Genomic DNA, 20,785 nt, shown 5'->3' on the forward strand with positions numbered 1-20,785 from the left:
TTTAGATCAGTAGATATTATGACCTGGTAACATTCTCAACCATATAAAACTCAATTTTGTTTGCTTATTTGGCTTTGCAAAAAATGTGTTTTTTCGGATAGAAGATTAGTAAAAGCATTCAACTCATCTTTACTATTTGTATTGACATGGAAGGGTTCTCCAAAAATGACTGTAGCTTTTCGCGCTTTTACGAGTTCTTTTAAAGTAGCAGGCCCTTCGTATGCTGCGGGAACGACTGGAACCTTCGCCAAATTGGCGATCGTAACGGCTCCTCGCTTTAAGGAAACATCTTCTACCGTCCTTGTTCCCCCGGGGAATATTCCGACAACTTCTCCGGATTTTAATTGTTTAACAGGTATCTTGATGCTGCTGGGTGAAGGGGTTTCGCGGTTGACCGGAAAGGCATTGATCGCAAAAAGAAAACGGGCAATCAACTTGTTTTGGAACAGTTCTTGTTTTGCCATAAAGTGGATCGGGCGTGGCGTGCAAATGGCTAGAACGACAACATCCAGCCATCCTTTATGAGTACAAGTTAAAACATAGCCCCCTTTACGAGGGAGTGTTTGTTTATTTTGAACTTCCACTTTACCAAGAGTTCGAATTATGATCGTTGCCAAGATTAAAACGAATGAATACATAAAATCACCCTTATTTGTCACCAAGTTTTAGTACCTGGTTCTAATTATATAGAAAGTGTAAAAAATATTCAATGAGAAATCATAAGTATCTTACATATAGTAAAATAGGTAGAGAATCAAGAAAAAGGGGGCAGTTGAATGATCTTGGTCAGTTCATGTCTGGCAGGACTTGAAGTTAGATATAATGGAACACATTGTTTAAATAAACAAATCCATAGATTGGTGGCGGAAAAGAAGGCGGCCATGATCTGCCCTGAATTATGCGGTGGGTTGCCGATTCCAAGAGAACCAGCGGAAATTTTAGCCGGTAATGGTTTTGATGTCTTGGATGGCAAGGCAAAAGTCCTGACAAAATCAGGCGCGGATGTAACGGATTTTTACATAAAAGGGGCTTACGCCATTTTGGAAAAAGCGAAGGAAATCAATGCGTCCATTGTTATTCTGAAAGAAAACAGCCCTTCTTGCGGAAGTTCCATGATCTATGACGGAGAGTTCAAAGGTAATCAAGTTGTTGGGGACGGAGTTACTTCCGCATTATTAAAAAGAAACGGATTTCGGGTCATTTCTGAGGAGCAACTGGATGAGGAATTGATTGATTCATTGATGAACATGTAACTAAATAAAGTGGGATAAACGGTAAGACCATAGGCGATAACAAAAAAAGGGCGTGAAGTGGTAGACTTATGTTCGCAAGAGGATGCAGCGGGAGATGGTTACTATTTATTATTTCGGGGAGCGATCAAGATATGAAGGGAATATCCAAAACAATTCCTTTGGTTTGTGATCAATGTTGAGACCGACCTTCAAATAAAAAAAACGCTTATTTTCATCTTAAAAATGGATAAGCGTTTTTCATTTTCGTCTAAAGATTAAGCTGTTTTTCCCTTTACTTGCTTTATTCCCGTTTGTAGCAACAAATAGGCGATAACAAATGTAAGAGCGGCAGTGTAAAATAATGCTGGATGTCCGAATAAGTCCATTGTTAAACCGAGTGTCGCGGGTGCAATGACAGATGCTGACATAGAGAACAAGTAATACATTCCAGTAAAAAAGCCAATTTTTGTCAGTCCTCCCAGATCGGCAACGAGCGGATAGGCCTGCACGTTAATGAACGCCCAAGCGATTCCGCCAATAAATAGGATTATTTTCAGAACGAACATGGAACTGAGCCAAGGCATGATTAAAAATACAATAGGTAAGAAAACCAACCCGAGTAACATCGTCTTTCCTTTGCCAAGCCGTGTTCCAATGATACCCGCAGGAATTGCAAACACGACAAATGATAAACTAAAAAAACCAAGTGTCAACCCCGCATCTCCGGGACTTGCTTGTAAATGTTCAGTGGCGTACACAGTAAATTGCGCTTCTAGCCCACTATAGCCTATAAAGTATAAAAAGATTGCTAGTAAAATAAATAAATGCCCTCGAAAATCTGTATGGAATAATTTAGAAGCACTTTCCTTTAATGCTTGTAACGCCTTCACCTCTTCGTTTTCTTCTTGATGGACAGCAGCATACTTTGGATTTCGTTCAACAACAAAAAATAAGAGAACGGCAGCTAGAAATAATAATATACCACCTATGGAAAATGGATAATAAATTGATTGATCATAAAGTGGGGCTAAAATGAAAAGAGCGATTAAAGCGCCGATCCCGCCCATGAAATTGATATAACCGTTTGCTTTTGAACGATCGTCCTTTGGAGTGTGATCGGGCATTAACGCAATGACTGGCGCACGGAAAATAGTCATCGCCAATAAAAAGATGATATCAACAATAAGCAAGATGAGAAGAGTCGTTTGACTGGAAAAAGGAAGAATAATAAAAAATAAGGCTGCTAATGGCATTCCAACGAGTAAAAATGGTAATCGTCCGCCAAGTGGCGTTTTCAGTCGGTCCGACCAAGCCCCAATGATGGGAATCAACAAGACGGCCAGTAAATTGTCTAGTCCCATAATGGAACCGCGGATTGCTCGACTTTCAATAAAGTCTCCCAAGATGATCGGCATATATGCGTTATATACTGTCCAAACGAGTGTTAAAGCAAAAAATCCGCTTCCAATACTTGTATATATAAAAGTAGGTTTCCTCATATTCACACTCCTCAATAAAAATTACTTATTCTTGACGAGAATCTATTCGCACTCGAGAAATAAATCAAACGAAAGGCCATACAAAATGGATTGATTTAGGCTTTTTGAAAAATTACTAACGATTTGTATTCCCCCTTTACTTTTAGGGCTGGTGCGCCTCTTTGCAGTGAAAGAAGAGCGCTGGTTCTATGTTATGCTAAAACCAACTCGATTTATATGAATATTTCATAATTTTTATAATGCCGTTTCATATTAAGCTTCAACATTTGCATGACGAGCTTGCTATTTGTGACGATTCAACGATGTTTTCTGGATTTCTTCCATGAGGATATTAATAATAGCTGTACCCTTTATCCCTGGAATTTTAAAAGAAGTGAATGGCATTTCTGGCTTGGACAGTGACATCCGCTATCGTGTAAGACATACGGGACTGATTCGTTCATATTTCGTATCAAAATAACCGATATGAGGTCCCTTTTTCTAAATCATATCATATGAAAACACAAACCCACACTATAAATAGGGAATATGTGAAACCTGTCTTAAGGGCTTCGGAAAAACGCAATTCATTTTCGGAAGAGGAGATAGCTGTTGGAGTCATAAAAAAAGTAGTATAGGGCTTGCTCTATAAATGGAAGCGATTGAGCTGCAATTGCTGGCAAAAGAATGAGCATTTTAAGTGCTCTTCTCCCGATATTTCAGATGGTCCAAGGAGATAAAGCAAGTCAGTTTTGAAAGAGACAGAACTGTTTTTCATATTGCTATGAAATGTAGACTGATGAAGGTGGAGAGTAGGATCGCTAAAAACCGATGATCCTACTGTTTGTCTTTGGTCCCGCCCTGATTCATTGATATGAGAGAGGACCGTCCATTAATTGGGAATTTCATATTGGTTGTTCAGCCGTCTGTCAATCTAGTTAAGGAAAAATGTATAATGTTATGGCATGAAGGTTTCTTGGTTTTCCATTTCATGGCGATTTTATTCTTTATATATGTTTTTCATGTCATCTAAACAAGTTATAAACTTGTGAATCAATTCTTTCGGATGCAAGATACGGACTTTGTTTCTATAACTGATAATGTGGGTAAGGGCTTGATCAATGGTGTAATATTCTTTCGTTACACTTATTGTCCCATCTGGATGATTCATTATTTCGTCTTCCCTGAAATTATCCAGCACTTGTGCTCTCGCCTCTTGACTAAACTGGAGGCGCACTGTGAATGGGATTGCGTTGTTTTCCGATTTCCCATTCTTCTTTGCGTCTATATCCTCCATTGTATAAGGACGTCTCGTAAAATAGCGATCTGTGTTAAGTGTTTCGATGATACGTGTGAGTTTGAATACCCGAAGCTCATGTCGCAATAAACAATAAGCCCAAGTGTACCAGTTGTAATCTTTTAAAAAAATAGCCATAGGTTCAATATATCGCTCTGTTTCATTGCCGTTATAGTCAACATATCGTATTCTGATCACTCTGCTATGTTGAATCGAGTGATAAATGACTTGAATATGATGCTGCGTAAGATCACTTGACTGCGAAATTTGAAAATGGACACAATGATCCTGTATTGATTCTGGATCAATTAACTGGTTGACTTTTGCAAGCAAAGACTCAATATCTTTTAAGCCGGTTGCGTTTTCTACGCTTTTCAATGCCCATTGTATAGAAAGCAGATCGTCTAACGTCAGGTATTTTTTATCTAATCGAAATCCCTCCATTAATTCATAACCGCCCTCTTGGCCGGGAAGTGACAGGATGGGAATCCCTGCACGGCTTAGAGAATTGATATCTCTGTAGATCGTTCTCTCCGATACTTCAAAGTACCTGGATAGCTCTGCCGCTTTCATTCTTTTTCGATGGATTAGCAAGACAGTGATTCCAAATAGACGCTCGATTTTCAATGTTCATCCCTCTGTTGAAAATCTTTTCTTATATATTGTGCGGTTAGGGAGTTGCTCTTTGTTGTGAAATCATATGGTGTACCAGCAAACATGATTTCTCCTCCTTTCTTTCCGCCACCGGGTCCAAGGTCAATGATCCAACCCGCTTGTTTGATCATATCTATTGTGTTCAATGGCAATAACTACTTCCATTATCAATCAAACGATTCAAGATAGCTCGATATCGGACATATGAAGTCCAGTTGTCGGCTCGTCAAGCACGTAGATGTTTCCGGTTCGATGCAACGCGCTTGCCAGTTTCACTCCCTGACACTTTCCACCAGATAGTGTATTAAGCGGCTGGCTTAATTCGCTAGGAATCTTTCTTCACCCGGAGAATGCCCTCTCCACCAGATAGTGTGTCAAGTGGCTGGTCCAATGTCATGTCGTCTAGGCCCACTTCCGATAATGTTTTTAAATTGCCAACGATCTCTTTACTCCGAAAAAAATGCACATGCATTCATCACTGTCAGATCTAAAACATTCTATATGGATTTGCCATTTAATGTATACTGGAGAACTGCTTCTTTAAACCGTTTGCCATGACATCTCTCATAAGGAGCTCTAACACTTTCGGGGAATGCGAGATCGATATAAATAAATCCGTTCCCCTGACATTCGGGGCAAGCTCCTTTTGAGTTGAAACTAAAAAGCTTGGGCAAAGGAATCTCTTATCGTATCCATTATACCTGTATAGGTTGCCGAGGGCGACCGTCCCTTTTGGATGATTGAATGAGAAAACATCGGATTCTTCCATGCGGGAAAATAATAATCGTAAGAATGAATCAATATCTGTGATTGTACCGAGCGCTGAACGACATTTCCTCCTAATGACTACCGCAGGGGAAAGATTCTCGATGGACAATGTGTTTGGTTGACTGGGCGTCGGCAATCTATTTTAAATATATGTCGTAAAAGTTTGATTCAACTGACCCTTACTGATTGTATCGAACTGCCTGATCCGGAAACGCCGGTGAACACCGTAAGCTTCTTCTTTGGAATCGTGAGTGACACATTTTTTACATGATTTTCTTGCAAACCAACCAATCGCATCATTTGATATTCAGCCATAACGGTTCGTTCCTGCAGTCAATATATAAAAGACTATACAGCAACTCCTTGACAGCATTATGTCAGGGATGCAAAAAATTATTTTCAGCTTGAAGGGGCTGTTCAAATAAAGTCAAGCATGAGATAAAGCGCAGTTCCCCATATAAACAGCGCTGAGCACTTGTTGAAGATGTTCATTAATTTTCCTCCGCCATCCAGTTGCTTCATGATCCGGCCCGCCGCTGTTAATCCAAAGAACCAAATCCAGGACACTGAAATGCAGGAAATTGTAAAAAGAATTTGTTCCCATCCGGTATATTTTAAAGCGCTTGTCCCAATGACGCCGATGATATCCAAGATAGCATGGGGATTTAATAAAGAGACGGACAAGGCAAAAATGATTTGCTGGCGGATTGGCAATGCTTTATTCGTCTCAGTTGTTGCGGGTTTTGCCCTCCAAATTACGTACCCCATGTAAAGTAAAAATAAAATGCCTGCAGCCATGAGGCCCATCCGCAGCCATTCAAATTGCAACACAATGGCGGATACTCCTAAGATGGCCAAAAGAATCAACAATGTATCGCATAGACCGGCTGTAATAGCCGCAGGCAGGGACCAAATCCATTTTGGCTGGGTGGCCCCTTGTGAAAATATAAATACATTCTGCACACCTAAAGGCAAAATGAGGCCGAATGCCAAGATGATTCCGTGTAGAATGCTTTCCAAAACGATCAGCTTCCTTTCTAATTCTAGCGCACTATGTTACAACTAAAAGAAAACGGCCAATTGGATGGTTTTTAGCCCAACCATTTAGGGATGGTGAGGCGAATGGGAAACCGAATCGGCCTACTCTTTTTTTCTTTCTAATTCTAGCGTACTATGTTACATCTAAAAGAAAACAGCCAATTGGATGGTTTTCTATCCATCCAATTTAGGGGTGATAGGATGAGTTGGAAACCGAATCGACACTCTCATTTGACGATTCATGAACAAATTGTTGAATGGATCAAGTCCAGAATTGAGAGAGGGGATTGGACAGTTGGTACGAAACTTCCGACACAGCGTCAGCTTGCGGCACAGTGTGAAGTGAATCGCAGTACGGTGCAGCTCGCTCTTGATGAATTACGGGCGGATGGGTGGCTGGAATCGAAGGTCGGATCAGGCGTATACGTGGCGAATAATGTTTGGAACATGCATTTGAGAAAAGCCCAGCCGAATTGGAAGAAGCATATTGAATCAAGTATCTATAAACCGAACTATCATACGATTCAACTGATCAATGAGTTTGAACAAAATGATCGGATCATCCGGCTTGGAACAGGTGAATTATCACCTGAATTGCTGCCAACAAAACTGCTGGAGCAGTCTTTACAAGAAATATCACTTGAACAAAAGGCAATCGGTTATTCCTCGCCGCAAGGAAGCGAAAAGTTGCGCGGCATTTTATGTAAGTATTTAAAAGCCAGGGGAATCGAAACCGCTCCGGAAAACATACTGATTGTTTCCGGTGCGCTTCAAGCGCTTCAATTAATTGCCATGGGCCTATTAGAACAGGGCTCGATTGTATTCCAGGAACAGCCCTCATATTTACATTCCGTCCATCCTTTTCAATCAGCCGGCATGCGTATGATATCTGTTTTACGAAATAGTCGCTTGGCTGGCCATTTGCGAAAAATTAAGAGAAACAGGCAATCTTTATTTTATTGTGTGCCGACATTAAACAATCCGACGGGGCATAGTTGGTCTTTGGAGGAAAAGAAACATTTGTATGAAGTGTGCAAAGAGCTGCAAATTCCCATTATTGAAGATGATGTATACCATGAATTATTATTTCAGCGGCCATCTCCTCCTATCAAGTCGTTTGACACATCAGGACAAGTGCTATATATCGGCAGTGTTTCCAAGACACTAAGCCCGGGTTTAAGGATTGGTTGGGTAGTTGCGCCTGAACCTGTTGTGAAAAGATTAGCAGATATTAAGATGCAAACAGATTATGGTTCAAGCGCCTTTTCCCAAGAAATTGTTGCTCACTGGATATCGACCGGTTTATACGACATTCACTTGGAAAATCTCCGTACTCAATTGAAGAGAAGAGCGGCATTTGTAGAAGGATTATTAGAACAGCACTTTCAGAAGGTGGCCAGTTGGAAAAACTCGGAGGGCGGTTTTTACATATGGCTCAGGTTCCATGAACCGGTCGTCAACAAGGCTCTTTTTTTAAAATTGCTTCACTATCATGTCTTAATTAATCCGGGCTACATTTATGAAACAAGGGATTTACATCATATTCGCCTTTCATACGCCTATGCGTCGTTGGAAGAATTAAAAGAAGGGTTGCTTATTTTATTGGAGCTTATAAAGTGAAACTTCATTCAGTAGACGTTTTCTTCCCTCTCCTACTGAATGTTAGTTTGTTTTCTCCCACTTAGACCTTTTGTATCAACTCAGGTCTTGAAGTGGTGTATATGGCACCTTACATGCGGGATAAAGTGAAACTTCATTCAGTAGGCGTTTTCTTCCCTCTTCTACTGAATGTTAGTTGAACGAATCGGGCATTTAGGTGCCGTTATCTCCCACTTGGACCTTTTGTATTCACCCAAAATTTTGAAGTGGTAGTCTTACGGCACCTTACATGCTGGATAAAACAATAAGTTGGCAGAGGAAAGATATACATATTTTTCAATTTGATATAAAAAGCCGGGATTCCTTCCCGGGAAATCACCGCCTAGCAAAAGTTCAGAAAGTTCACTAACTAGAATGTACAAACGTATTTTCATTCGGTGCGATCACTTTTACCAGGCTGCTATTTTCTTCATTTTCAAGGATTTATCTTATCAGCGGAAAATTAGTAATATAGTGTTGAAGCTGTTACCGGCATGTTACCATTGAATAAAACAGATGCGGGAGGAATACAATGCTGATCGGCCATATCAAGGAAATTGTTCGTCATCCTGTAAAATCTTTTCACGGAGAGAGCGTTAATAAGACAAAAGTAATGGCGTATGGCTTATACGGTGATCGAAGCCACGCCTTTTTAGATAAAAAGCGCCCCGGGAAGTTTTTAACCATTACTCAATTTCCGGGAATGGTCCGCTATAAAGCGAGATTTGCGGGAGAGGAATCGATGACGCGGTATCCTAGAGTGGAAATAACGACCCCAGCTGGAAAAGTGTTTAACTGGGGAGATGAAGATCTGATAAAGGATATTGAAAATAGAGCAAACAGGGAAGTAGCGTCAATTGTTTATACACCCGAGCAAGTTCCTCTCGGGGCTATAGAAGAGGAGCATATTCAACTTGTAACGGATGCCTCCGTCGAAAAACTGCAAGAAATATGGGGGAAATCGGTCAATTATCGACGTTTTCGTCCCAATCTATTGATTTCTTTAAAAGATAAAATCCCTTTTATCGAAGAGGAATGGTTTGGCCAAAAAATAAAAATAGGCAAGCAAGTTGAAATAGAGCTAAAAAGACATTGTGAAAGATGCATGATCATCACGGTCGACCCCAATCATGCGGAACGGGACCCCAGCTTGCTCAAAACAGTTGTTAAAGAAAGGAATAATCATTTTGGTGTTTATGCTTCTGTCATAAAAACCGGTGACATCCAGGTGGGAGATGAAGTATTTCTTATGGATTGATCTGCGTTAAAACGATTATAATAGAAGAATGAACATGATAGGGGGCATGCTGATGAATCCAGGACAACAGAAATTCAAGTCGTTTATTTTGGAAAGAGTAAAAGAGGGCGAGCAGGACAAAGCCGAAGTGTTACTTTCCGAAAGCTTTCAGAAACTGGATGAAAGAAGTTTTGACCAAAGCTATCTCAAGAGCTTTATGCCCAGAATGAAAAGCTTGTTAAAACCGGAACATGTTGAAGAGGTTGAAGCGATCATGAAAGAATTCGGCGCGAAGTTTTCCGGATAATGTGCAAGGACAGGGGGAGAAAGCCTGTCCTTGTTTTTTTTTCGAAAAAAGCTTTCCAGTTTTTAATGGGAATATGATTAGAATGAAACAGCCAAAAACCAAAAAAAGCCAGACGGCCACCTCCCAAGTAAGGAAGGGAAAACCGAATATCTGCTTTGTCAGGGCTGATTTTTATAAAAATTTGGCTCCTTTTATCTTGATCCCTGAGTTGATGGTTTATCCGTCAACTCATTTTTTTATGGGCTGAATTTGCCCATTATAAAATAATTCATGTTGGACAGGATATACGGTAAACAGGGATCATTTGCTCCCATTTTCATGTCACAATTTGAGGTGCAACTATGCGAAGAAAGGCCATTATCATTACTTTATTCTTTATTTTGGGGTTTGCGGCTATTATGGGAGTGAATTTTCAAAGGCAGGCGGAACAAGAGCCTTTTCACTCCAACGAAGAGCAGAGTGTCAGAAATTTACAAGTGAATAACTTACAGCAAGAAAGTTCCCGTATTCAAAAAGTAGATATGCTTTCTGTCGGCAACAATATAAAAATGAAATTGAACAGCAACCCCTCTATCAAAATCATCCGCCATAATGAGAAGGATCAAAGTCATTACTACGATAAAGAAGCCGTTGTGGATTTTAAAGGTCCTCCTACTGAAGCGGAAATCCATAAAATAGTCCGGGAAATTGACGGGGAACTGAAGAAAAAACTCGATTCCGTCTATATTTTTCAATCAAATAGCCAATCCACGGCTGAATTGATACAATATTTTACCCAAAACGATCAAGTTGCGTTTGCTGAACCGCATTATATTTATTTGCAAAATGAAGTGAACGATACTTTTTTTCGCAATTATCAATGGAATCTGCCGGCGATCGGAACAGAAAGAGGATGGAATGTCACGCGGGGTTCGGAAGATGTAAAAATTGCCGTAGTTGACACAGGTGTGGATTTGGATCACCCTGATTTATCCGGCCGGTTGGCAGAGGGGTATAATGTTCTTGCTCAAAATGACAATCCGGATGACGATAATGGACATGGCACTCATGTAGCCGGGATTATCGCGGCGGTGACGAATAATGCCGAAGGGGTGGCGGGAATTACATGGTATAACCCGATTATGCCGGTAAAAGTGATGAATGCCGAAGGAATTGGCGGTTCCTTTGATGTGGCTGAGGGCATTCGCTGGGCGGCCGATCATGGGGCTAACGTCATCAACCTGAGCTTGGGGAATTATCAGCCCTCTGTCATTTTAAAGGACGCCATTCGTTACGCATTGGAAAAAGATATCATTGTCATCGCAGCGGCCGGAAATGATAATACAATTCAGCCGAGCTTCCCGGCAGCCCTGCCGGGGGTCATCAGTGTAGCTGCGGTCGATTGGGAAGGAAAGCGGGCTCATTTCTCCAACTTTGGGGATCATATTGACATAGCGGCGCCTGGAGTTTATATTCCCAGCACTTTTACGGACGGGCAGTATGCAAGTCTCAGCGGCACATCTATGGCTGCTCCCCATGTCAGCGCTTTGGCTGGCCTCATCCGTTCTGTAAATCCGGATATGAAGAACACGGAAGTGCTGGATATCATCACACAAACAACACAAAATATTGGAAGGAACGGCCCAGACATTTACTACGGGAACGGGATTATAGATAATACGAAAGCATTGCGGGTAGCCTATAATAGAACAAGGCCTTTTGGACGGGCCCGAGAGTGGTTTAATCAATTTGGCGGCTGACAGCTGATTCGAGTGTTTGCTCAGCCGCCTTTAGAGCTGATGATTGATCTTCTTGCTATATGAACAGTTGTACGAATACTCATAAAAAATAGGCATTGGAATCAGTAACAATACCCACCCATCGTTCATAATTTGTGAGTATTGAAGTACAGGTGGACTTAAAATCAGCAGTTACACATTTGTAATTCCATTTGGTTTTGTTCACCTTTCCATACTTCTGGAAGATCTTTTCATTACATTTTCGGAGGCGGCAAAAATGAACGATTTCCAAAACGAACTACAAATGTTAAATGTGGGTGATTTCCAAGCAAGTGAGGCAATTCCTTGGGACTATAGCCAGTACAATTTGGATTCCTCTCGACAATTCGGCGTTTTTGGCGGCTATGGCGGTTGTTTTCGATGTTATAGTTGTTTTAATTGTTTCAATTGTTCTAACTGCTATAGTTGTTTTAGTTGTTACCGTTGCTATAGTTGTGGTGGCGGCTGTGGTGGTCGTTGTGGCGGTCGATGCGGCGGCCGTTGCGGTGGTCGATGCGGTGGTTAAAAAAAATACCAAAGGTCCCTGTATAAGTTGTGCGGGGACTTTTTTTTAAAAGATTAACATAAGAAACAAGTTCCTTTACATAACATTATATTGATAATGATGATTCAGTTAAGGGTAAGGAGGAGCGGAATGCCAAATGTGACCCCTGATATGCGCTTGAAGGTGAAAAGAGATACGTTTTTTCTCCCTGATTCAAACAATAGTGTGTATTTCCGAAATAACGTCAGTTCTTTCCGCATGGAAGGAAGCGCAATCGATCAGTGGATTGAAAAGTTATTGCCGATGTTTAACGGTGAGTACACGCTGGAAGATTTAACGGAGGAATTACCAGGTTCATACCGGGATCGTATCTATGAAATTGCTGAAGTACTGTACCGGAATGGATATGTTCGGGATGTGAGCCAAGATCTTCCGCATCAGTTGATGGATCAGGTTGTTAAAGAATATGCTTCTCAAATTGAGTTTTTAGATAGTCTGGGAGGTTCTGGTGCGAACCGATTTCAAACCTATCGTCAGTCCAAAGTGTTGGCAGTCGGCTCTGGTCCTTTTTTCGTCTCGTTGGTATCCTCGTTGCTTCAATCCGGTTTGCCAAAGTTCCAAATGTTAATGATGGATACTGTACCGACCAATAGACAGCGATTGAAGGAGATTGTGGCACACTCTTGTAAAACAGACAGCGAAGTGGAGGTAGAAGAGATCCGCTTTCAGAAGGAGGGGATAAGTGCTTGGCGAGAGGTTGTTCAACCGTTTGATTTCATATTGTATGTATCTCAAGAGGGAGATATAGAGGAATTGAGAGTTCTTCATACGATTTGCAGGGAAGAGAAGAAGACTTTTTTCCCAGCTATTTGCCAACAGCATGTGGGACTGGCAGGTCCGTTGGTGCGTCCGGACTCTAAGGGGTGTTGGGAGTCTGCGTGGAGGCGCGTGCATAGAACTGTATTTTCTGGCGAACAGCAGGCTCCCGGTTTCTCTGCTACAGCATGCGCAATGTTGGCTAATGTAATGGTGTTTGATTTGTTTAAAGAGATTACAAGAGTGGCCGGAACTGAACCGAACAACCAATTCTACCTGCTTGATCTGAATACATTGGAAGGGAACTGGTATTCTTTTTTTCCCCATCCGTTGGTGGCAGGCCGACGTTTATCTGCTGAATGGGTAAGAGATTTAGAATTGCGTCGCGAACGAAAACCAGACATAGATGTTCAACCGGATGAATTACTTCTTTATTTCGATCAGTTAACATCAGAGGAATCCGGGATTTTCCATATTTGGGATGAGGGGGATTTGAAGCAACTGCCTTTAGCTCAGTGCCGGGTTCAGGTAGCCGACATATTGTCTGAGGGACCTGCGGAGGTGTTGCCGGAAATCGTTTGTACCGGTCTGACGCATGAGGAAGCACGCAGGGAAGCTGGTCTGGCCGGAATTGAAGCATATGTTTCGCAAGCAGTCGATTTGCTTGATATGACTCCTTCATTTCACGAAGTAGAGGAAAGCGCGGCAGTACAGGAATTCATTGGCGTTGGTGCGGGTGAAACGTTTGTTGAAGGTGTTTGCCGGGGATTGCAAAGGTGTTTAGATGAGGAACTGAACAAGCAGCGGTTCCATAAGAAAATGACTTTTACCCGATTGCAGTTGGCTAAGATAGAGGATGAACGCTGCCGGTTTTATCTGGAATCACTGGCCACCATGCAGGGAATGCCAATTATTGGTTTAGGAGAGGAAGTGGCCGGTTTCCCTTTGGTATGGGTCGGTACGAAGGACAACTGGTTTGGCAGTGTAGATTTGAATATCACAATGGCATTAAGAAAAGCTTTACAACAAGTGCTTATGAAGGCCCAAAACAAAGAAGCTTCACTCACGTTGAAAACATTGAAGGCTTCGTCCATCTTAATGGAAGAAAAGATTCCCTTAAGACTTGAAATCCCGGCTTGTGAAAAGATAACTGGACCAGATATTCGTTCCGCTATGCAAGTTTTGGAGCGTAACAACAAGAGGCTCTTAGTCTTTGATTTGGCCTTGGAACCATTTTTGAAAGAAGGAATCGCAGGCGTATTTGGTGTGCTGTTGCGGGAGGAGGGATCACGATGAGTGCTGTAGTGGCGGTTGTAGGAGAAGGGTTGCTTGCAGACATTATGTCAAAAGAACTGTGCGCTCAAGACATAGTAGTTCGCCGTATCAATCTTGAGGCGGGGGTACCGGAAACAGCTGATCTTGTTCTAGTATTACATGATATGTGGCATCCTTCCATTCATAAAAAGGCGGAAGAAGTGTTGCGGACAAGCGGGATCCCGTGGCTGCGAGGCTTTGTTTCATTTGGAGAGGGTGTGATTGGACCGCTTGTACGTCCTGGTACACCAGGATGTTCCAATTGTGCCGATAAGCGACGCTTTATGGCTGGGCGAGACCGCAATGAAATGTGGGAAATAGAGAAGGGACTGGAAGCGTACGGAGAAGTGCCGCGTGACGCATGGGCATCGCGCACGGGACTATCACAGCTGGCCTGCCTTCTTGAGGCGGAGGCAAGGAAAGTATTGGAGGGCGCTCAGGCTTACTCGGAAGGCCGCTTATTTTTAGTGAATCTGAAAACGTTGAAGGGTTCGTGGCATTCGTTTCTTCCCGACCCATCATGCCCGTTTTGCGGCCATTTACCCAATGATTCACCTGCAGGGGCCAGCATTTCTCTGCAGCCCAGTCTTAAGATCCATAGCGACAGTTACCGCTGCCGTTCGATGGATGAGCTGAAAAATGTACTAATCAAAGACTATCTCGATCATCGGACTGGTTTATTAAATGCTAAAACGTATGAGCTTGTTCTGCCATTTGCCGATGTAAGTGTCAATCTGCCATTGTTCAGCGGGGACGAAGGAGTGGCTGGCAGGACTCATTCATATATGATTAGTGAGTGCACAGCTATTTTGGAAGGATTGGAGAGGCATTGTGGTCTGTCTCCCCTTGGAAAACGAACAGTCATTCATGACAGTTTTCGTCATTTGGAAGACCGGGCACTCAATCCCATCAAAGTAGGCGTTCACTCTCAAGAACAGTATGCACAGTCCGATTTTCCTTTTAAAGCATTTCATCCCGATCAACCTATTAATTGGGTGTGGGGCTATTCATTTTTGCTCGAACGACCTATTTTGGTTCCAGAGTTGCTTGCTTATTACAGCTTGGGCTGCGGAGGGGGTTTTGTCTATGAAACTTCCAATGGATGTGCAGTAGGCGGAAGTTTAGAGGAGGCCATTTTTTACGGTATTATGGAAGTCGTTGAGCGTGATTCGTTTCTGATAACTTGGTATGCCGAGCTGACACTCCCGCGCATAGACCCTTTCTCCACTGATGACCAAGAGTTAAAGCTGATGATTGAACGTGTGCGGACAGTGGGTGGATATGATCTGTATTTTTTTAACTCAACGATGGAAAACGGAATTCCAAGTGTTTTGGTGTTGGCGAAAAACAGAAAAAAAGAGGGGCTAAATATCATCAGTGCTGCTGGTGCTCATCTGGATCCGATAAGAGCTGCGAAGAGCGCGGTTCATGAGTTGGCTGGCATGATGCTGATACTCGATGAGCATTTTGAGACTAATAAGCAGGAGTATATGCGAATGTTGCAAAACTCTTCCCTTGTGCGGAAGATGGATGATCATGGCATGTTGTATGGGTTGCCGGAAGCGGAAGAACGCTTGCATTTTTTGCTGGCAAATAATCGTCCATTGCGAACGTTTGGAGATGAATTCAAATGCAGGGAAGGGCATGCAGATCTTACTGATGAACTGCGGGATGTTCTTAAGGTGTTTAGCCGATTGAACCTGGATGTAATAGTAGTCGATCAAACGACACCGGAAATCAGACGAAACGGACTGTTTTGTGTGAAAGTACTGATTCCAGGGATGTTGCCGATGACATTCGGGCAACATCTTACCCGCTTAACAGGGCTGGATAGAGTGCTCAAGGTACCAATGGAACTCGGTTATGAGAGACAACCGCTCACATTGGAACAACTCAATCCATATCCACATCCATTCCCGTAACCGATGGCTAGGAGGCAGGAGGATGAGTTTAGAGGAATTTTTATACAATCTCCATTTTAACATTGATAAGGCAGTCCCAGCAGAATGGGAAGTAGATTGGGACGATGCGCCGCTTTCGTATAAGCTCTACCTTGGTTTGCCTGCGATTCCGCTTTCATTGGAAGTGCCGCTGACGCTTGAAGGCAGAGAAGCATTTTCAAAGCTTGACTTATATGGAATTGGTCATTTTCTTTGGTATGTCTTCGGTATTACTCAATTCTGCGAATCGGTTAATTCCTTGGATGCCGAAATGGATTTCATGCAGTCGCATCGGCGTTTTGTACCTTCCGGTGGCGCATTGTATCCCAATGAATTGTATATTTATCTAAAGTTGGAGAATGTTCCTGCGGGTGTTTACCATTATGATGTGGCACATCACCGATTGGTGTTACTGCGGGAAGGAAACTTCGATTCATATATATCGCGCGCTCTTTGTAATCAATGTCATATATCCGATTGTTTTGGTACTGTTTTTGTGTCGACAATGTTTTGGAAAAATTACTTTAAGTACAATGATTTTTCCTATCGTCTGCAAGGATTGGATGCCGGTGTGTTGATTGGACAGTTACTGGAAGTGGCAAAGCGCTTTGGCCTCGCTTCTGGGGTATACTTTCAGTTTCTTGATCGAGCCATCAACCACCTGCTTGGGCTTTCTGAACAGGAGGAGAGCGTTTATGCGGTTATCCCGCTATCAGTTGAGCCAACAAGCAACTTTGCGGATGAGATCGACACAGACGCAGCTTTCTCTAGCACTGACTTGTGTCAAGAGTTGCCGGCGATTCAACCTGTTCACGATGCACAGTCCCGAAGTGTTTTAGAGTATCAGGCGTTAACCAAAATGAATGAAGCATCCATGATGGAAACAACTAGATCGTTTCGGCAAATCAAAGTTGAGGGCAATTTTGAATGTGAAGGCGAAGCAGTTGCTTTGCCCCACGTGAAGCGAATGTCATATGATTTAGCGGAAGTCTGCAGAAAGCGATTTTCGCCAGATATAGATTTCGTTTTGGGAAAGGTAAGTCAGTTGCAGTTGGCTACTTTGCTGAAGGAGGCAATGGATTCTTTTTCATACAGAAATGATTTGGATGGACTTGACCAAAAAGAGCATGAGCCACGCGTCTCACTTTACTGTTGCTTGTATCATATCGAGGGTATTCCGGATGGTGCTTATCGTTATGACCGCTCAGCTCACGCATTACGCCGGATACAATCTGGAGATTTTCGATTACTGTTACAATCCGGATTGTCGGGAAGTAATGTAAATATGTTTCAGATACCGCTCTGCCTGCATGTAGGAGGGAGCAAAGATTACTTCAAAACGGAACTGGGGTACAGAGGATATCGTATCCAACAAATGGAAGCGGGCATGCTTGTACAACGAATACTATTGGCAGCATCGGCACTCGACATGGGGGGACATCCACTTCTGGGATTTGCTCCGAAATTGTGTGATGAGATTTACAACATGGGGCGACAAGGAAAAACCAGCCTCATTCAAATCCCGATTGGCCCGTATCGACAGCGACCTTGGTTAAGGGGAAATCTGCATAGTTAGGGAAGAAAAGAATGAAAAACGTAGATTTTGCTACTTTGTATAACTTACAATGAATGTTGGTCTGAAATAAAAACATTCCGTCCCTCGTTTGGATAGTGTGTAAATAACTCTCTTAAAATTCTAAACCAGTTATTATTTCGTTCACAAGCAAAACAAAATGCAATGAAAGCTGGAGGTAACTGATTCTATTAATAATGTGGATGAAGAGCGATGATGATGATGTAAAAAGAGTTGATGATTTTTTCATTGACTCTTATTTTAGTGCGCCCAGTGTGGGCATAGTTGATAAGGGGCAAGTTCCCAAAGATGTAAAGTGCCTTCAAGAGCTATCTGGTTGGTTGATTTTAGTCGTCAAGTATGAGAAATCATAAAAAATCCCCCATGAATCTTAAAAGGAGAGGGTGCCATGTTGTCTGCTTATTATCAAGATTTTTTAAAGACCCGCATATTATTTTTAAGTCGATGTTTTTACAAATTACCCAAAAACTTGGGCGGCAATTCCGACTAATGTATTGTTTCTGGAAGGCATATTAACAGCATTCATAACCATTATGGGCGGTTGATTTACATTAACAAATCCACTTTTTTCCAATAACATCATAAATTCATTATTACCTGATGGGACATCAATTCTTAATTTTCCTTGATGCTTAGAAGATAATTTATCTATTAAAACTATTGCTGTTTGGTAGTCTGGTGCTACAATGGGACCCAATATGAGATTTATTGGCCCTGAAATGGAAAGTCCATATCCCACAATTAATCCATTATTATCTTTAACAACCAAGCATTTTTCACATTGTTTTATTCGAGCCATGAGAAAACGGCTTCTTTTGTCTCCAAAAGCATCCTCATCAAGTTTCAGTAATTCATCAATATCAACTTCACTAAACTCTTCAATGATAATCTCACTGTTATTCAACGGTTTAGTATTAGCTATATAATGATCACATATATATTTATGGACAAAATCAACAGTATTGAAGCCCATTTTTTCATACAGGGGTTTTCCTTCTTCTGTTGCAATGAGCATAATGACAGTTTCCTTAGAAACACTTTCTATACATTTTTTAGTAGCCTCTTTCCCTAATCCCATACCTCTAAAATTTTTATGAACGATAACCATACCGATGGAAGCTAAAAAAGTATCATAAGGAATGATTGCAGCACTAGACACAATTTCCCCCTCGGCATTTTTATGTCCAAATATTTTACCTGACGACAGAACAGTTCCAATTTCTTTTTTATCATAATCCCATCCAACTGATGCAGACAGCTCGATTAAACCTGGAACATCAGATTTATCAAATGGCACTAATGTTAATATTTGTTTATTGGATGTGACCATTATGATTTCTCCTTTTTTAGGACATATTTTATAAATACTCCATCTTTAGGACGTTATTTTATAAGTACGCCATTTTTGATATTTTTCCTCCAGTAAATGGCCCATTTGCTAGAGCTGTCGCCATTCTCTCGTTAACTTAATTGTATAATCAGAGAAAAATTTCAAAGTTTGGTATTACACAAGGAAAAAAATAGCGATGAAATCAGGTAATGTCATAAAGTATCAATGCAATGTACAATGACGCCCGTAAAAAAAACATTTCATTGAAAAACGAAACTATTTGAGTTGTAAATCGTAGAAAAAATAGAATGTGGAGGTGACACATAAATTGATACCGATTATTTTAACTGCAATTCTGCTAATCGCTCTCATATTTTCCATATATGTTGTGATAAAAAAGAGAAAAAAAGCTGGAGTAACAGGGATAAAAAGCGCTTTAACCTCAATTTGTTTTTATCTAATCGCTATAACAAACGTATTAGCTTATTGGCTTGATTTTATAGGATTATTTAGTTGGTCTATCACTATGATTTTATTGATTTTAGGAGCTTATTTTACAAGATATATGTTTGTATCCCAAAAGTGATTTTAAAGCTAATGATGTTTCTCTTTTAAAATGGAGGGTGAAGCCTTGACATTATTGTAGTTGATATCGTCAGTCGTGTTGTTATTTCTTAAATGGAAAAGCGAGAGTAAAAATAAGATTTTTTCTTCAACATTAGCTGTGTTAAAAGGCGATTGTTTAAGTCTGTATGAGTTGATAATAAAAAAATGAGCACTATATTTTGCATCAATCGTACCGAAATGAAATTTGTTTTGGCTATCAATTATATTCTTCCTTTGCGCAAATGAATGTTCGCAATCGAGATCATTCCAATTGAAAGAAAAACAGACCTGAAAAGCAAATCAAATTGGCTGTTGAAAAGTTTCTCCGGACTGTTGCCGATTGAAGCTATCTTTTGCCATCAAGAAAAGGGAACCATCCTAAGGCCTTTTGGGAGATCAGCCGTGCACCTATTTGAAAATCGTGCCGCTACACTCAAGTAGCAAATCATAAAGAATGAGCCCGCCATTTGATAATCTGACTGCTGTCAATTTAGGTCAACCTCATGGCCCCTTTCCAAATTGGGCCGCCTTTTCTTCCGGGGTTCATTTCAGCTGCAGAACTATTTCACACCATATTGCACACATGTTTTTTAAAAAAGCATTGTCCACTACCTTTTATGGGTGCGTGACATCGGCTCTCGCTGAACTCCATTTCCGTCGCACTCTATATGGGGGGCGTGAATTGAAATTACCGTCAATCTGTAGCCCGTCCAAGTCATTTCTGTCGTCGCACTCTATTCCATTATATCATTTTAGAGCACCACTATATCATACCTCTATATGGATCTCATCATTTTCTCATATTAAGGAATACTGAACATATCAGTTCCCAAACAATGGAGGAAGAACAATGCCCGAATCACCGGAGATGGAAACGTATAAAGTGAAACTTCATTCAGTAGGGCTCCTACTGAATGTTAGTTGAACCAATCGGGCATTTAGGTGCCGTTTTCTCCCACTTGAACCTTTTGTATTCACACAAGATTTTGAAGTGGGAGTCTTACGGCACCTTATGTGCGGGATAAAGTGAAACCTTCATTCAGTAGGCGTTTTCTTCCCTCTCCTACTGAATGTTAGTTGAACCAATCGGGCATTTAGGTGCCGTTTACTCCCACATGCACCTTTTGTATTCACTCAAGATTTTGAAGTGGGAGTCTTACGGCACCTTACATGCGGGATAAAATCTTACTGGAGCAATTGATTTTGAATAAAACCATTACAGGAGTAGCGATCAACCGGGACAAATCCATTAATGTCCAGTGGAACATTTTAAA

17 protein-coding genes are annotated in these 20,785 nt (G+C 41.4%); 10 read left to right on the forward strand and 7 right to left on the reverse strand.

The annotated features are described in order from the left end of the window. Nucleotides 1-50 precede the first annotated feature (50 nt). Nucleotides 51-638 (reverse strand): lysophospholipid acyltransferase family protein, encoded by a 588-nt coding sequence (locus MHB50_RS06285; RefSeq protein ID WP_077114186.1) that lies wholly within the window; start codon nt 636-638, stop codon nt 51-53. Between the two features lie 138 nt (nt 639-776). Between MHB50_RS06285 and MHB50_RS06290 the strand changes: the two genes are divergently transcribed. After that, nucleotides 777-1,253 carry a DUF523 domain-containing protein gene (locus MHB50_RS06290; RefSeq protein ID WP_077114184.1) on the forward strand — a complete coding sequence of 159 codons (477 nt, stop codon included), beginning with the start codon at nt 777-779 and terminating at the stop codon, nt 1,251-1,253. A gap of 254 nt (nt 1,254-1,507) precedes the next feature. On the opposite strand, the gene MHB50_RS06295 is transcribed toward MHB50_RS06290, so the two are convergent. From MHB50_RS06295 to MHB50_RS06315, 5 genes are all read right to left on the reverse strand, one after another. Further along, the gene (locus tag MHB50_RS06295; RefSeq protein WP_205179813.1) at nt 1,508-2,731 is read right to left on the reverse strand and encodes an MFS transporter; all 1,224 of its coding nucleotides are present in this window, start codon (nt 2,729-2,731) and stop codon (nt 1,508-1,510) included. Nucleotides 2,732-3,710: 979 nt separating this feature from the next. Then, a complete protein-coding gene (locus MHB50_RS06300; protein WP_205179811.1) occupies nt 3,711-4,634 on the reverse strand; it encodes a YafY family protein in 924 nt (307 codons plus the stop codon). Next, on the reverse strand, nt 4,631-4,807 hold the full coding sequence (locus tag MHB50_RS06305) for a hypothetical protein (RefSeq protein ID WP_205179809.1): 177 nt from the start codon (nt 4,805-4,807) through the stop codon (nt 4,631-4,633). Before MHB50_RS06305 ends, MHB50_RS06300 begins: the two co-directional genes overlap by 4 nt. Before the next feature lie 34 nt (nt 4,808-4,841). Beyond that, complete coding sequence (locus MHB50_RS06310) at nt 4,842-4,937, reverse strand: hypothetical protein (protein ID WP_205179807.1); 96 nt, start codon at nt 4,935-4,937, stop codon at nt 4,842-4,844. A 909-nt stretch (nt 4,938-5,846) separates the two neighbouring features. After that, a complete protein-coding gene (locus MHB50_RS06315; RefSeq protein ID WP_205179804.1) occupies nt 5,847-6,449 on the reverse strand; it encodes a LysE/ArgO family amino acid transporter in 603 nt (200 codons plus the stop codon). Nucleotides 6,450-6,668: 219 nt separating this feature from the next. On the opposite strand from MHB50_RS06315, the gene MHB50_RS06320 reads away from it, so the two are divergent. From MHB50_RS06320 to MHB50_RS06355, 8 genes are all read left to right on the forward strand, one after another. Continuing rightward, a complete protein-coding gene (locus MHB50_RS06320) occupies nt 6,669-8,087 on the forward strand; it encodes a PLP-dependent aminotransferase family protein (RefSeq protein ID WP_340085047.1) in 1,419 nt (472 codons plus the stop codon). A gap of 550 nt (nt 8,088-8,637) precedes the next feature. After that, nucleotides 8,638-9,363 (forward strand): MOSC N-terminal beta barrel domain-containing protein, encoded by a 726-nt coding sequence (locus MHB50_RS06325; RefSeq protein WP_077114172.1) that lies wholly within the window; start codon nt 8,638-8,640, stop codon nt 9,361-9,363. A gap of 52 nt (nt 9,364-9,415) precedes the next feature. Next, nucleotides 9,416-9,649, forward strand: coding sequence for a hypothetical protein (locus tag MHB50_RS06330; protein WP_077114170.1), 234 nt, complete (start codon nt 9,416-9,418; stop codon nt 9,647-9,649). A 341-nt stretch (nt 9,650-9,990) separates the two neighbouring features. Further along, nucleotides 9,991-11,388, forward strand: coding sequence for a S8 family peptidase (locus MHB50_RS06335; protein ID WP_340085048.1), 1,398 nt, complete (start codon nt 9,991-9,993; stop codon nt 11,386-11,388). 311 nt (nt 11,389-11,699) lie between these two features. Beyond that, on the forward strand, nt 11,700-11,981 hold the full coding sequence (locus tag MHB50_RS06340; RefSeq protein WP_236017126.1) for a hypothetical protein: 282 nt from the start codon (nt 11,700-11,702) through the stop codon (nt 11,979-11,981). Between the two features lie 80 nt (nt 11,982-12,061). After that, nucleotides 12,062-14,023 (forward strand): putative thiazole-containing bacteriocin maturation protein, encoded by a 1,962-nt coding sequence (locus tag MHB50_RS06345; RefSeq protein ID WP_340085049.1) that lies wholly within the window; start codon nt 12,062-12,064, stop codon nt 14,021-14,023. Beyond that, the gene (locus MHB50_RS06350) at nt 14,020-15,963 is read left to right on the forward strand and encodes a TOMM precursor leader peptide-binding protein (RefSeq protein ID WP_077114160.1); all 1,944 of its coding nucleotides are present in this window, start codon (nt 14,020-14,022) and stop codon (nt 15,961-15,963) included. Before MHB50_RS06345 ends, MHB50_RS06350 begins: the two co-directional genes overlap by 4 nt. Before the next feature lie 22 nt (nt 15,964-15,985). Beyond that, the gene (locus tag MHB50_RS06355; RefSeq protein WP_340085051.1) at nt 15,986-17,557 is read left to right on the forward strand and encodes a SagB family peptide dehydrogenase; all 1,572 of its coding nucleotides are present in this window, start codon (nt 15,986-15,988) and stop codon (nt 17,555-17,557) included. Between the two features lie 475 nt (nt 17,558-18,032). On the opposite strand, the gene MHB50_RS06360 is transcribed toward MHB50_RS06355, so the two are convergent. Further along, a complete protein-coding gene (locus MHB50_RS06360) occupies nt 18,033-18,905 on the reverse strand; it encodes a GNAT family N-acetyltransferase (RefSeq protein WP_340085052.1) in 873 nt (290 codons plus the stop codon). 328 nt (nt 18,906-19,233) lie between these two features. Here MHB50_RS06360 and MHB50_RS06365 point away from each other — a divergent pair, with 328 nt between their 5' ends. Beyond that, a complete protein-coding gene (locus MHB50_RS06365; protein ID WP_339162716.1) occupies nt 19,234-19,491 on the forward strand; it encodes a hypothetical protein in 258 nt (85 codons plus the stop codon). Nucleotides 19,492-20,785: the final 1,294 nt, after the last annotated feature.

This window comes from Siminovitchia sp. FSL H7-0308, from assembly GCF_037980985.1.
Lineage (GTDB): Bacteria > Bacillota > Bacilli > Bacillales > Bacillaceae_C > Siminovitchia > Siminovitchia thermophila.

What these genes read in the sequence shown, in the direction of transcription:
- MHB50_RS06285 (WP_077114186.1), bottom strand. Translation starts at nt 638, where the DNA reads ATGTATTCATTCGTTTTAATCTTGGCAACGATCATAATTCGAACTCTT.
- MHB50_RS06290 (WP_077114184.1), top strand. Translation starts at nt 777, where the DNA reads ATGATCTTGGTCAGTTCATGTCTGGCAGGACTTGAAGTTAGATATAAT.
- MHB50_RS06295 (WP_205179813.1), bottom strand. Translation starts at nt 2,731, where the DNA reads ATGAGGAAACCTACTTTTATATATACAAGTATTGGAAGCGGATTTTTT.
- MHB50_RS06320 (WP_340085047.1), top strand. Translation starts at nt 6,669, where the DNA reads ATGAGTTGGAAACCGAATCGACACTCTCATTTGACGATTCATGAACAA.
- MHB50_RS06325 (WP_077114172.1), top strand. Translation starts at nt 8,638, where the DNA reads ATGCTGATCGGCCATATCAAGGAAATTGTTCGTCATCCTGTAAAATCT.
- MHB50_RS06330 (WP_077114170.1), top strand. Translation starts at nt 9,416, where the DNA reads ATGAATCCAGGACAACAGAAATTCAAGTCGTTTATTTTGGAAAGAGTA.
- MHB50_RS06335 (WP_340085048.1), top strand. Translation starts at nt 9,991, where the DNA reads ATGCGAAGAAAGGCCATTATCATTACTTTATTCTTTATTTTGGGGTTT.
- MHB50_RS06345 (WP_340085049.1), top strand. Translation starts at nt 12,062, where the DNA reads ATGCCAAATGTGACCCCTGATATGCGCTTGAAGGTGAAAAGAGATACG.
- MHB50_RS06350 (WP_077114160.1), top strand. Translation starts at nt 14,020, where the DNA reads ATGAGTGCTGTAGTGGCGGTTGTAGGAGAAGGGTTGCTTGCAGACATT.
- MHB50_RS06355 (WP_340085051.1), top strand. Translation starts at nt 15,986, where the DNA reads ATGAGTTTAGAGGAATTTTTATACAATCTCCATTTTAACATTGATAAG.
- MHB50_RS06360 (WP_340085052.1), bottom strand. Translation starts at nt 18,905, where the DNA reads ATGGTCACATCCAATAAACAAATATTAACATTAGTGCCATTTGATAAA.